This window comes from Bradyrhizobium genosp. P (assembly GCF_049949265.1).
Classification (GTDB): Bacteria; Pseudomonadota; Alphaproteobacteria; order Rhizobiales; family Xanthobacteraceae; genus Bradyrhizobium.
The window spans coordinates 2,293,128-2,305,763 of record NZ_CP188195.1; the positions used below are offsets into that span (position 1 = coordinate 2,293,128).

At 63.6% G+C, this 12,636-nt stretch carries 11 protein-coding genes; 6 read left to right on the forward strand and 5 right to left on the reverse strand.

The window, feature by feature from the left end:
• Positions 1-103: 103 nt before the first annotated feature.
• From ACP2YO_RS11220 to ACP2YO_RS11235, 4 genes are all read left to right on the forward strand, one after another.
• Positions 104-1,348, forward strand: a complete 1,245-nt coding sequence (locus ACP2YO_RS11220) for an MFS transporter (protein ID WP_426440937.1) — start codon at positions 104-106, stop codon at positions 1,346-1,348.
• A 43-nt stretch (positions 1,349-1,391) separates the two neighbouring features.
• Entirely contained in the window at positions 1,392-2,378 is a 987-nt protein-coding gene (locus tag ACP2YO_RS11225) for an MDR family oxidoreductase (protein ID WP_426440938.1), read from the forward strand.
• Positions 2,379-2,565: 187 nt separating this feature from the next.
• Positions 2,566-3,153, forward strand: coding sequence for a hypothetical protein (locus ACP2YO_RS11230; protein ID WP_426440939.1), 588 nt, complete (start codon positions 2,566-2,568; stop codon positions 3,151-3,153).
• A gap of 145 nt (positions 3,154-3,298) precedes the next feature.
• The gene (locus tag ACP2YO_RS11235; RefSeq protein ID WP_426440940.1) at positions 3,299-3,532 is read left to right on the forward strand and encodes a DUF6894 family protein; all 234 of its coding nucleotides are present in this window, start codon (positions 3,299-3,301) and stop codon (positions 3,530-3,532) included.
• 32 nt (positions 3,533-3,564) lie between these two features.
• On the opposite strand, the gene ACP2YO_RS11240 is transcribed toward ACP2YO_RS11235, so the two are convergent.
• A complete protein-coding gene (locus tag ACP2YO_RS11240; protein ID WP_426440941.1) occupies positions 3,565-6,261 on the reverse strand; it encodes a DUF2339 domain-containing protein in 2,697 nt (898 codons plus the stop codon).
• 1,004 nt (positions 6,262-7,265) lie between these two features.
• Here ACP2YO_RS11240 and ltrA point away from each other — a divergent pair.
• Together ltrA and ACP2YO_RS11250 are read left to right on the forward strand one after the other, a co-directional pair.
• Positions 7,266-8,504 (forward strand): group II intron reverse transcriptase/maturase, encoded by a 1,239-nt coding sequence (gene ltrA, locus ACP2YO_RS11245; RefSeq protein ID WP_426434049.1) that lies wholly within the window; start codon positions 7,266-7,268, stop codon positions 8,502-8,504.
• Between the two features lie 193 nt (positions 8,505-8,697).
• Positions 8,698-9,765 (forward strand): IS630 family transposase, encoded by a 1,068-nt coding sequence (locus ACP2YO_RS11250; RefSeq protein ID WP_426440942.1) that lies wholly within the window; start codon positions 8,698-8,700, stop codon positions 9,763-9,765.
• An 88-nt stretch (positions 9,766-9,853) separates the two neighbouring features.
• On the opposite strand, the gene ACP2YO_RS11255 is transcribed toward ACP2YO_RS11250, so the two are convergent.
• The 4 genes from ACP2YO_RS11255 to ACP2YO_RS11270 form a co-directional block, all read right to left on the reverse strand.
• Positions 9,854-10,360: a tyrosine phosphatase family protein gene (locus ACP2YO_RS11255; protein ID WP_426440943.1), complete on the reverse strand. Its 507-nt coding sequence runs from the start codon at positions 10,358-10,360 to the stop codon at positions 9,854-9,856.
• Positions 10,361-10,437: 77 nt separating this feature from the next.
• Complete coding sequence (locus ACP2YO_RS11260; protein ID WP_426440944.1) at positions 10,438-11,049, reverse strand: hydrolase; 612 nt, start codon at positions 11,047-11,049, stop codon at positions 10,438-10,440.
• Positions 11,046-11,672 carry a DNA-3-methyladenine glycosylase I gene (locus ACP2YO_RS11265; RefSeq protein WP_426440945.1) on the reverse strand — a complete coding sequence of 209 codons (627 nt, stop codon included), beginning with the start codon at positions 11,670-11,672 and terminating at the stop codon, positions 11,046-11,048. The genes ACP2YO_RS11260 and ACP2YO_RS11265 overlap by 4 nt, the downstream gene beginning before the upstream one ends.
• A complete protein-coding gene (locus ACP2YO_RS11270) occupies positions 11,669-12,550 on the reverse strand; it encodes a YgfZ/GcvT domain-containing protein (protein WP_426440946.1) in 882 nt (293 codons plus the stop codon). Before ACP2YO_RS11270 ends, ACP2YO_RS11265 begins: the two co-directional genes overlap by 4 nt.
• Between the last annotated feature and the right edge of the window lie 86 nt (positions 12,551-12,636).

Consider the following 12,636-nt stretch of genomic DNA (forward strand, 5'->3'; position numbering starts at 1 on the left):
CTTCTCCGTGCCCCCTTGGGGTTTTCATGCAATTGCATTAACTCCCTGTAACGTTGCGCGGGGGCGGCTGCCGCGCGGGGGGCAGTTGCGGGGAAACGATCAGATGGCTGTAACAACCGGGGACCTTCGTGCGGCGTCCGGCACGTGGCGCACGCCGCTCGTGATCATCGTCTGCGGTTGCGCGATCGCATTGTTGAGCTTCGGGCCGCGTTCGAGCCTCGGTTTCTTCGTGCAGCCGATGAGCCGCGAGTTCGCCTGGGGCCGCGACGTGTTCGGCCTCGCGATCGCATTCCAGAACCTTTTGTGGGGTCTCGGCCAGCCGATCGCGGGCGCGATTGCCGACCGCTTCGGCCTGCTGCGCGTCATGTTCGTCGGCGCCTTGCTCTACGCTGCCGGCCTCTTGCTGATGCGCTACGCGACGACGCCATTGTCGCTCGACATCAGCGCCGGCGTGCTGATCGGCTTTGGCCTGTCGGGCTCGTCGTTCAATCTGGTGCTGGCGGCCTTCAGCAAGCTGTTGCCGCCGGAGCGGCGCGGCATCGCGCTTGGCGCCGGCACCGCCGCCGGCTCGTTCGGTCAGTTCCTGTTTGTCCCGTTTGGCGTCGCCATGATCGATAATTTCGGCTGGCAGACCGCGCTTGTCGTGTTCAGCGCCTTGATGCTGTTGATCTTGCCGCTGTCGCTCGCGCTAGCAACGCCGCGTGCCGAGACCACCAGTGTTCCGGTCGCCGACCAGCAATCGTTCAAGACTGCGCTCGCCGAAGCCTTTGGCCATCGCTCCTACGTGCTACTGGTGCTTGGCTTCTTCACCTGCGGCTTCCAGCTTGCCTTCATCACCATCCATCTGCCGGCCTATCTTGCCGATCGCGGCATTCCAGCGTCGACCGGCGGCTGGGTGGTTGCGGCGATCGGCCTGTTCAACATCATCGGCTCGCTCGGTGTCGGCTGGCTGCAGAACTTCTTTCCGAAGCGCTACCTGCTGTCGGTGATCTATTTCACGCGCGCGCTTGCGACGGTCGCCTTCATCTCGTTCCCGGTCACGCCATTCTCGGCGATTGCGTTCGGCGCCGTCTCGGGGCTGTTGTGGCTATCCAGCGTGCCGCCAACCTCGGCGCTGGTCGCGTTGATGTTCGGCACCCGCTGGTTCTCCACGCTCTACGGGTTCGCCTTCGTCAGCCATCAAGTCGGCGGATTCCTCGGCGTCTGGCTCGGCGGCGTCGTGTTCGTTCAGTTCGATTCCTATACGCCGATCTGGTGGCTTTCGATCCTGTTCGGCGTGCTGTCGGCGCTGATCAACCTGCCGATCGTCGAGGCGCCCGTAGCGCGCCCGGTTGCGCAGCCTGCCTGATGGGATAAACATGCCCGAAACCAGAATTCGGGGAGTGCACATCGTGGCAACGTTCAAGGCGATCAGGATCGACAAGGCGGACAAGGGTACCACCGTCGCGCTCACCCAATTCGACGACGCCGAGCTGATGGATGGTGACGTTACGGTACGGGTCGAGTGGTCGACGCTGAACTACAAGGACGGGCTGGCGCTAACCGGCAAGGCGCCCGTGGTCCGCCGGTTCCCGATGATCGGCGGTGTCGATTTCGCCGGCACCGTCGAGCAATCCAGCCATCCCGACTGGAAGGCAGGCGACAAGGTCGTCGGCAACGGCTGGGGGATGGGTGAAACCCATCTCGGAGCCTATGCCGAAAAGGCCCGCGTCAAGGGCGACTGGCTGGTGCGGCTGCCCGATGGCATCTCGGCGCGCGACGCGATGGCGATCGGCACTGCCGGCTATACCGCGATGCTTTCAGTGCTGGCACTGGAGAAACATGGCCTGGCGCCGAAGAGCGGCCCGGTCGTGGTAACGGGCGCCGCCGGCGGCGTCGGCTCGGTCGCGATCGCGGTACTGTCGAAGCTCGGCTACCAGGTCATCGCCTCGACCGGGCGGACGTCGGAGGCCGACTATCTGAAAGGGCTCGGTGCGTCCGAAGTGATCGACCGCGCAGAGCTGTCAGGCCCCGCCAAGCCGCTTGCCAAGGAGCGCTGGGCCGGTGGCGTCGACAGCGTCGGATCCAATACGCTCGCAAATCTGCTGTCCATGACCCGATACGGCGGCGCCATCGCGGCCTGCGGTCTGGCCGCCGGTATGGACTTGCCGTCATCGGTCGCGCCCTTCATTTTGCGGGGAGTGTGCCTTCTCGGCATCGACTCGGTGATGTGCCCGATCGAGCTGCGGAGAACCGCCTGGCGCCGCCTCGCCGTCGATCTGGACAAGGTAAAACTCGCTGATATTACTCACGAAATTTCGCTGGACGAGGTCATCTCGTACGGCCCGAAAATCCTCGGCGGCGAGGTCCGCGGCCGGATCGTGGTAAAAATAGTCTAGCGATGTTCAGACTTTACCAACCAAGCTGCTCCAATGTTGCCACGGTTGGTATGGTAAGCAGCGGGTAAAGAGACTTGCGGCATGGTCCGGGGACCGGTTTCCTCTGGCACAGACGTGAAGAGCGTTTGTGCGGAGATCATGCTCAAACAAGGAGCGGGAGCCCGCGCTCGTGAGTTGGAGTAGCTGCATGCTTGCGCGTTTTGTGTTGGGGGCCGTCACGGCCGGAGCAATGGTCGTACCGGCGTTCGCAGGCATGATGAACGCTGATGAGGCGCGCAAGTTTGTCGCCGGCAAGGTGTTCGCCTTCACCTGTTTCGACGGTACCCGCGGCGCCGGCCGCATCCTCGAAGACATGGGCGCCACGGGCGCGATCCAGTTCTCCGGCTCCGGTCCGGTCCGCCGTGTGCGCTTACCCGGCAATACGCTGCAAATCCGCGGCCAGAGCGTTTGCGCCTCGCTGAAGGGCGTGCCGTTCGAGCCCTGCTTCAACCTCGACAAGCACGACGAAGTTTCGTTCCGCGGTTCGGTCTCCGGCATGGGCTTCGCCTATTGCGAATTCCATCACCAGGGTGGCCAGCAGATGCTGATGGCGCGCGCTGTGGCACGGCCTCGCTCGCTGCGTGCGCGCGAGCAGGCCCGTTCGGCGGACGCCACGCCCACCGAGGTGACGGCACGCGTGGAAACGCCGCGCGTCGAGAGCAACAAGCTCGAACCGGTCAAGTCCGAGCCGGCAAAGACCGAGAGTCCGCCGGAATTGCGTCGTTCGACCGACTGACCGCAGCGCTTGGTTTCCGCACGGCAATCAATATTGGCGGCCAAGCCGTAGTCATACGGATGGCGGCCTTCATGCGTTGGTAGCTACTCAATGTTCAACGTCTGCGGACGAGGCGGGCGTTGGCCCCCTGCATTTGAGTAGATTTATGGCGATGTATTTTTTTCGGATCAGTCACGGTGATTACGCAGGCGCGTCCGATCAGGCGACGGAGTTCGAGAGCCGTGAGGTCGCCTGGGCGGAAATGACCAAAGTCTGCAGCAACTTCCTCGGCAGCATCTCGCGCAATCTCAAACAAGACAGCGAGTGGCACATGGAGCTGCTTGACGAGGGCAGGAAGCCGGTGTTCCGGATTCGCCTCGTCGCTGAATCGATCGACTGACATCCGACCTCGATGTTCCGCCACCGCGCCATTTATCTGCCCGGTTGCGGGACAGGCGGTGGCGGCGCGGTTTGCCGGCGGAACAGGATCCGCTGGTACAGCCAGCCGATTGCGACCAGCACGATGCCGAGGCACATGAACGACAGCGCGCGGTAGACACCGGTCAGTGTCGACATATCGATCAGGAACGCCTTCGCGACCGTCAGGCCGATCACTGCAGCGGAAGCGAGCCTCGCGCGTTGCGAGTTGACCAGGATACCGACGCCGAGCAGCGCGACGCCGAACATCAGCCAGGCGATCGAGTAGGTATATTGCTCCGCGTCCGTCGTCCCGCCACCGCTCAGCACTGGTCCGTGATAAAGCCTGCGGATCTCAAAGGTCACATAGGCGAGCGCGAGGATCAGCGCGCCGGTCGCGATCGTGTTGGCGTAGGCTGCGGGACGATGGCCCGCAACTGAATAGGACAACAGCAACGCCAGCACGGCGGGCAAGGCGTAGCCGAGCAGCAGCAGGTTGATGACGCTGCCGCCGACATCCTCGGACCACAACATCGGGTTCTCCAGCCCCAGTAGTCCGAACACGCTTGCAAGCCCGGCGAAGGCGGTCAGCAGGATCGCCCCGACATTGTGGACGATACTGCCGCTGCGCAGCAGCAGCCGCTCCAGCCCGATCGCCATCGCGATCGTCACGGAGACCTGCAACGCTACCTCGGTCAGCCCGGCGGTATCACGGTAGACATCGCCGCGGTTGACGGCGTGGCGGATCTCCATGAAGGCGAGCAGTACCGTGAACAGGATCGCCGCCGACTCGACCACGCGCAACGGGACGTCGTCGCCGTTGCGGCGCAGGAAGTGGCCTCCCACCCAGAACGATAGTGCGGGAACGCCGTAACCCCACAACAGCCAGTTGAAGATCGGCGTGGTGCCGATGGCATCGCCGGCGATCCGCGGTTCATAGCCAATGCGGAGCACCACGATGCCGGCGAGGATCGCAGCGAGCCAGCGCAGGAAAGGAATCGGCCGTTGCACCGAGATCCACGCCGTGCCCATCGACGCCAGCGCCAGCGCGATGGTGAGCCAGCCCTTGTCGAGTGCAAAGGTGAGCGCCAGGGCAAGCGAAGCGAGCGCGCCGGTGGCGAACAGCGCGATCGATGGGGACAGTTCCGGCCGTTCGCCGCGCCGGGTCAGCGCTTCGGTCGCAGCCGCGTAGACCGCAGCGAGCAGCACGGCTGACATCGCGAACGGAATCGAACGGTCCAGATGCGCGATGCGCGCATAGAGTGCCACCAACAGCGCGACCGGCGTGAACACGGCTGCCGCGGCCCAGGTCACCGTGATCTTCGTGGTGGCGAACCGCATCTGCGCGAGAAAGCCGGCGACGCCAAACGCAGCGGCGAAAATTGCCGCGGTGACGAGATGCAGCGAGACTGAACCGTCGGTCGCCGACGGACCGATGCCCGGGATCGCGCCGCCCGGCAGCACCAGCAGGTCGACGTTGCGTCGAACAGCCCATTCGCCGAACACGATGAAAACGAAGACCGACGCGGCGCCGACCGCACCTGCTGCGGCTTGCGCGCGCCACGCGACAAAAAGTGCTCCGGCCACCAGCAGCGCGAAGGTGATCATCGCAGCATCGGCGTGGGCGCTGTTCAGCACGATCATGACAGCGCCGAACAGATAGGCCGCGAGCGAACCCGACGAGATCGGCTCGATCTCTTCGCCGTCGCCCGCGGGGCCGAACATGAAGCCGCAAACCACCAGCAGCGCCGCGAGCACGAAGCCGACGATCACGTGGAAGGCGTGCGGTGCGACCATGTCGGGTCCGCATTGCAGGCAAGGCAAGGTCCACAGCAGCTCGAAGACGATCGTCGTGACCGCAAGCCAGCGCCACAGCCGGATCCGCGCGAGGGCGAAGGATGCCGCGGTGACGATCGCAAGATAGATATAGAGCGACCAGAAGTCGGGCTTGTCGGATGAGACCAGGATCGGCGTGACGAAGGCGCCGGCGATGCCGAGCCCGGCGAGCGCAGGTCCGTGCAGCAGCGCGGCGGCGAGCGTGCCGAGCGCGACCATGCCGAGCAGGATGAACGCGGTTGCCGGCACGAGGAAGTCGTACAGCGCATAGGCGGCGTAGACGGTAGCGAATGCGACTGCGGTGCCGGCGGCGGTGAGGATCGCCGGAATGTTGGCGATCGGCAGCGCTACGATGGTCGAGATGCTTTCCTTGCGCCGCGTCCATTCGCCGGCGGCAAGCAGCGCCAGTGCGAACAGGCCGCCGAGCATGGTGCGCACGCCGGGGCCGAGCAGGCCGGCCTCGATCGAGTAGCGCACCATGAAGAAGCCGCCGAGCGCGAGCGTCAGGCCGCCGATCCACACCACCCAGCGCGTGCCGAGGCTCTCCTCAAAGCCTGGCGCCGGCTGCCGCAATGGCGGCGGCGCAGCGCTCTGAGCGGTCGCAGCCTCCCGCGCAGGCATTTCCGATGAAACGGGAATGGTCTCGGGCAGGGGCGGCGGTGCCTGCGTGGGCGGTGCTGTCGGCCGAAGCGTTTGTTCGAACTCCTGCAGCGGGGTCAGTGGGGGAGCCGTGAGCGGCCGTGCGGCGCTGGCCGCGGCCTCGATCGCATCCAGCCGGCTCTGCAGCGCGGCAATCTGGTTCTGAGCCTTGCGGGCGAAGATGATCGCCACGATGGCAATGACCAGCGTGAGGAAATCGAACGGCGAGTCAAACATTGGGCCTCCGGCAACGTGCGCCGGACCTTTGGCCGGTCGGCGGCCCGTCGCAATCTAGTGGCTCTGCACAGTGATTTTGACGGGTTGGGTCGGCGGTCAGATTAGCTCCGGCAGGTCGTTGGGATCAACGAGGACTTCGATACTACGAGGTGTCCTGGGCTGCCTTTTGATGAGGCCGCCTCGCTCGAGCGAGAGCACCATTTGGTGAACCGAAGGCGGGGTGACGCGAAAATACTCTCGCATGTCGGTTTCCGCCGGGGGTCTGCGGTGCAGACGCGTATAGAGGTGGATGAAGGCGAGGTACTGCCCCTGTTTGGGCGTGAAGGCTTTTGCCGAAGGACTCACGCCGGCCATCCGATTCAGTTGTTCGTGCGTGCCTCGATCAAGGAGGCAGGCATGAATGTACGCTATCGGGTGTGCGCCGTGAAAAGGCGGCGCTTTCCAGTGGGTGCAAGTCCCACCCGGCAACCGCTCCAGCCGGAAGCAACCGGAGCAGTCATGGAGGTAACGAAATGGCTGAAGCCTCTGGTTAGCGTGTCACGATATACGGTGACAGCGCGAGTGTGCAGGCCGTAACGCGAGTAAACGCCGAGCAAGCCTCGAAAAGGACGATGCGCAGGCCGACCCGACAACCCTTTCGGGGAAGGCTGATACGGCTGGGTGAATGAGCGAAGCAGTACGCCCAGCCGCTGCGCCGGGGTAGTGGCGACAGCATGTACACAAGGAAAGCGTACGCAACACGGGAGACCCCAGGACGTGGTCAGGGATGATCAACCGGATGCCCGTGAGGGACAGGCCGGGCGCCCTGGGGAGACGGAGAGGTTCGCAGTACCGCTGAAGCCGGGTAATGCCGGGGGAGGGAAGGGACCTCAGTTCAAGACGAACGCAAGACGTAGTGAGGGACCTGGAGATTGGGCAACCTATCAACTCCGAAAAGTGTTCAGAAGCTGCAGACGGCGTTGCACGCGAAAGCGAAGGCAGAAGCCGGCTATCGCTTCTATGCCTTGTACGACAAGATCAGCCGCGAGGACATCCTGGCCCATGCCTATGCCCAGTGCCGCTCCAACAAGGGCGCACCGGGCGTGGATGGGCAAGATTTTGCGGGCATCGACGCGTATGGGGTGCAGCGGTGGCTTGGCGAACTGGCGCTTGCGCTCAGGCAGGAGACTTACCGACCGGACCCCATCAGAAGAGTGTTCATCCCGAAGGCCAACGGCAAACTCAGGCCGCTGGGCATCTCAACCCTGCGGGATCGGGTCTGCATGACAGCAGTGATGCTGGTGCTGGAACCGATCTTTGAAGCCGACCTTCCACCAGAGCAGTACGCTTACCGTCCCGGGCGCAATGCCCAACAGGCGGTGGTCGAAGTGGAAGCGCGGCTGTTCCGAAGCCACCCGGAAGTCGTTGACGCCGACCTCGCGGACTACTTCGGGAGCATTCCGCATACCGAACTTCTAAAGTCGGTAGCGCGCCGGATTGTTGATCGGCGCGTGCTGCATCTGATCAAGATGTGGTTGGAATGCCCCGTGGAAGAAACCGACGATCGAGGAAGGAAGACACGTACGACCGAAGCCCGGGACAACCGGCGCGGCATCCCGCAAGGTTCACCGATCTCACCATTGCTGGCAAATCTCTACATGCGCCGGTTCGTGCTGGGATGGAAGATGCTCGGGCTGGAACAAAGCCTCGGCTCTCGCATCGTGACCTACGCCGACGACCTTGTGATCCTGTGCCGGAGAGGCAAAGCCGAAGAAGCCTTGCAGCGACTGCGCGAGATTATGAGAAAGCTGAAGCTCACGGTCAACGAGGAGAAGACACGAATCTGCAAGGTCCCGGAAGGGGAGTTCGACTTCTTGGGTTACTCGTTCGGGCGGATGTACTCAGCGAGGACCGGCCAGGCACGCCTGGGTTACCGGCCATCAAAGAAGAGCATTAAGCGCATGGTCGAGAACGTCCACGCGCTGACCGACCGATCGGGGACATGGCAAGAAACCACAGAGCTAGTGGGCAAGTTGAACCGCACGCTACGCGGATGGGCCAACTACTTCAACGTAGGCACCGTCAACAAGGCGTATCGAGCGATCGACAACTACACAGCTGTGCGGTTGCGCCGGTGGTTGCGCATCAAGCACAAAGTTAGGCGACGCAAGGGCGGGACTTATCCACTCTCGCACCTCTACGGGCACTTCGGGCTCGTACGCTTAACTGCGCGTGGGCGCGACGTGCCGTGGGTGAAGGCGTGAAGTCTTGTCCGAGAGCCGGATGCGAGAGATTCGCCCGTCCGGTTCGATGAGCGGGATGTGGAAACGGAGTCATGGTTGAACCACTAAGGCACCGCCAGACGAAAGAGGCGGCAACAGATATGTTCAGCCTAAAGCCACCGCGCCACATCTCGACTCTACCGAACTCAGCCAAGTCGAGCGGACCGAACTCAAGGTGCTGCTTAGCGGCGGCAAGCATGCGTCCCGCAAGCTCAAGCGAGCACAGATTTTGCTGGCTGCCGATGCCGCGGCCGGCGACGAGGAGATCGCCAGGAGCGTTGGCGTGAGCGGCTCGACCGTGTACCGGACCAAGCGACGCTTCGTGGAAGGCAATCTGGAGCGGGCGCTGAGCGAAGAGCCGCGTCCCGGAGCGGAGCGCAAACTCACGGGCAAGGAAGAAGCCTTGCTGGTGGCGACCGCCTGTGCCAGCCCCCCAAAGGGCCGTGCCCGCTGGACGCTCAAGCTGCTGGCAGGTGCGATAGTCAATCTCACCGAACACGACAGCCTGTCGCACGAGACGGTTCGGCGACGCCTGGCGGAAAATGACCTCAAACCATGGCGCAAAGATATGTGGTGCATTCCGCAGGTCGATGGCGAATACGTCGCCCGCATGGAGGACGTGCTTGATCTCTATGCCGAGGTGCCCGATCCCAAGCGGCCGGTCGTGTGCCTCGACGAAAGTCCGGTGCAACTCATCGGCGAGGTCCGTCAGCCAATCCCGATGAAGCCGGGCCGGCTCGAACGTTACGATTACGAGTATCGTCGCAACGGGACGGTCAATCTCTTCGTTCTCCTCGACGTGCATCGTCCCTGGCGCAAGGTCAAACTTACAGAGCGACGAGCGGCAAAAGATTATGCCGAATGCGTACGTGACCTCGTCGACATCCATTATCCCGATGCCGAGACCATCCGGGTCGTGCAGGATAACTTATCGACCCACTCCGCCGGCGCCCTGTATCAGACCTTTCCGCCCGCCGAAGCCAGACGGATCTTGCGGCGGATCGAGTTCCACTTCACTCCCAAGCACGCAAGCTGGCTCAACATGGTTGAGATCGAGATCGGCGTCTTGCGGGGACAGTGCCTCGCTCGCAGGATCGACGACCCCAAGCGACTGCGCCGCGAAATCACCGCTTGGGAACGGCAGAGAAATGCTGCACGCTCCCGCATCAAATGGATGTTCACGACAGAAAAAGCCCGCGCAAAAATGGGCCGAGCCTACCCAGACGCTTCCAAAGAGTCATAATCACTGTGCAGAGGTACTAGTATGTGTACTCTTCTAAGTGCACTCTTGGAGACTGGAAGTTCAAGCGGTGGGGTGCGGCACGTTCGTGCTATTCCAAATCGAGGCGGAACGGGCGGCCTTCGACGGTCATGATGCCCGGGCCCATCGCATCGAGCGCGCGCAGCATCCGGCCCTCGCGTCCAAGTGCCTTGTCGGCGAGGCTCACGATCAGCCGGTTGGGTGCTGCGATCGGCGACGCTTCGCGGATCAGCCGAGCGATTGCCATTTCATCGCGATGCGGATTGAGCGCGCACACTGTGGCAAAGGCGCTCGCGGTCGAGCGGCTGATTCCGGCATAGCAGTGCACCACCAACGGTGCGCGGCGGTCCCAGCCACGCACGAAGGTCAGCACTTTCTCGATATGCGCCTCCGACGGCGCGACGAAGCCGTCCATCTCCTCGGTGATGTCGTCCATCTGCACGCGCAGGTGATTGGCCTCGAGCACGGATTGCGGCCGCTGCACCTGTGCGACGTTCGCCATCACGGTGAGGATATGGCTGGCGCCGGTGGCCTTGACGGTATCGGGAAGCGCGGCGAGCGAGCAGACGTGAAGCATGATGGTCCTTGGGTCGGTGACCTGGATTATAGCGGTTACGCTAGGGTGGGCAAAGGCGCGCTTGCGCCGTGCCCACCCTACGGCAAATGCGCCGCCTCGAAGCGTTCGAGGAACTGCTTCTCGGCTCTGGCCGCGGTCCATGGCGTCAGGAAGTCCCGCTCGGATGATTCGGGCAGTCCGGGGTCGTGGCCGAACAGCCGCTTGGCCTCAGTCACCGAAAATCCCGCAAGGTGCGTTGCCTCGAGATAGGCAGCGCCGCGATCGGCGGCCTTGATCTGCTGGGTGATCTCGTCCGCCAGCACGGCCGGCAGTCCGAAGCGGATATGGATCGCCGACAGCAGCCGTTTCTCCACCACCTTGTAGTCGCCACCGAGCACCGCCTTGAACGGCGAGATCATGTCGCCGATGACATATTCCGGCGCGTCATGCAGCAGCGCGGCAAGGCGGCAGCGGACGTCGACGCGCGGCATCTGCTGGCGCATCACGGCTTCGACCAGCAGTGTGTGCTGCGCCACCGAGAAAATGTGTGCGCCGCTGGTCTGGCCGTTCCAGCGCGCGACCCGCGCCAGTCCATGCGCGATGTCGACGATCTCGATGTCGAGCGGCGACGGGTCGAGCAGGTCGAGCCGGCGGCCGGACAACATCCGCTGCCAGGCGCGGGTGGACTCGGTCGATTTGCGCGCAGTCATTTCGTCTTGAGCCGCGGCGTCCGGACTTTGCCGCTGCAGGCCGCGTGACAGAAGCAGGTGACGAGGTGATCGTTGACCATGCCGGTCGCCTGCATGAAGGCATAAACAATGGTCGGGCCGACGAACTTGAAGCCGCGTGCGCCGAGTTCCTTGGAGACCTTGATCGAGACCGGCGTCGAGGCCGGTACGCTCGCCGTGGTCTTGAACAGGTTCACCTTCGGCTTGCCGTCGACGAAGTCCCACAGGAATTTCGAAAAGCCGGGGCCTTTCTCCATGATCTCCAGATAGGACTTCGCGCTCGCGATGGTGCCTTCGATCTTGGCGCGGTTGCGGACGATGCCGGCGTCGTTCATCAACGCATGCACCTTCTTGTCGCTGTAGCGCGCGATCTTCTCAGGTCTAAAATCGTCGAAGGCTTTGCGGAAATTCTCGCGTTTGCGCAGGATCGTGATCCAGGACAGCCCGGCCTGGAAGCCGTCGAGGATCAGCTTCTCGTAAAGCGCGCGGTCGTCATAGTCCGGCACGCCCCATTCGGTGTCGTGATAGGCGACATAGAATGGATCTTCACCTGGCCACGGGCACCGTGTCTTGCCGTCGGGATGTTCTCGCGCAGAACGGCTCATGCAACGGTCTGCTTGGGCGGGGCGCGAACGACATCCGGCTCGGCGAGACGCAGCCCCAGGCCGCCCGCGGTCAGCGGCAGCCCTGCGTCGAGCGCGTCGGCGACGCGGTCGGTTCGGATCAGCGCGAGGCCGTTTCGGCCCGCGGTCGAACCGATCGTGCCGACCGGCTTGTCGCCGGCCAGGATCGTTGCGCCGGCTTCGGGCGAGGGGCCGTCAAGGATGATCTTCACGGTGCGGGTGCGCGCGGTGCCGCGGTGCTGCATGCGTGACACCACCTCCTGGCCGACATAGCAGCCCTTGTCGAAATCGACGCCATGCAGGCGGTCCATGTTGGTCTCGTGCGGGAAGGCATCGCCATACATGAAGTCGAGGCCGCCGCGCGGCACGCCGGCTGCGATACGATGCGCCTCATAGGCACCGCTGTCGACAAGGTCGGCGCCGATCAGATCGGCAAGCTTCTGCTTCAACTCTTCCGGTATGAGGATCCGCCAGCCGAGCGCCGCGTTGCGCGGATCGGCAAAGGACAGATCGGGCTGCATGGCGGGCGCGCCATCCCAGGCCGCGAGCACGCCGAGGCTATCGGACAGGTTTTCAACCACGACCTTGGCGCGCAGCTTGTAGAAGCCGAGCTTGTCGGCGAGCCCCTTGGCCAGTGCGCGCGGCGCATCGATCAGGAAGCCGCCACCATGGCCGGATGGCGCCTCGGTGATCAGGAAATCGATGATGATCTTGCCCTGCGGCGTCAGCAGCGCGCCGAACCGGGCAAGTCCAGGGCGCAGCTCCTCGAGGTCAGTCGTGATGAGGCCGTTGAGAAAGTCGCGGGCGTCCTCGCCAGAAACCTTGACCACGCCCCGATCTGGAAGAAACGCTGCTTTCATTCGCAAAATTGGCTCTTTTCCAAGTTCCTTTGGGAAACGCGCGGCGCGCGGATATCCCCTGCCTAACTAAGGCGCTAGAGTGCACC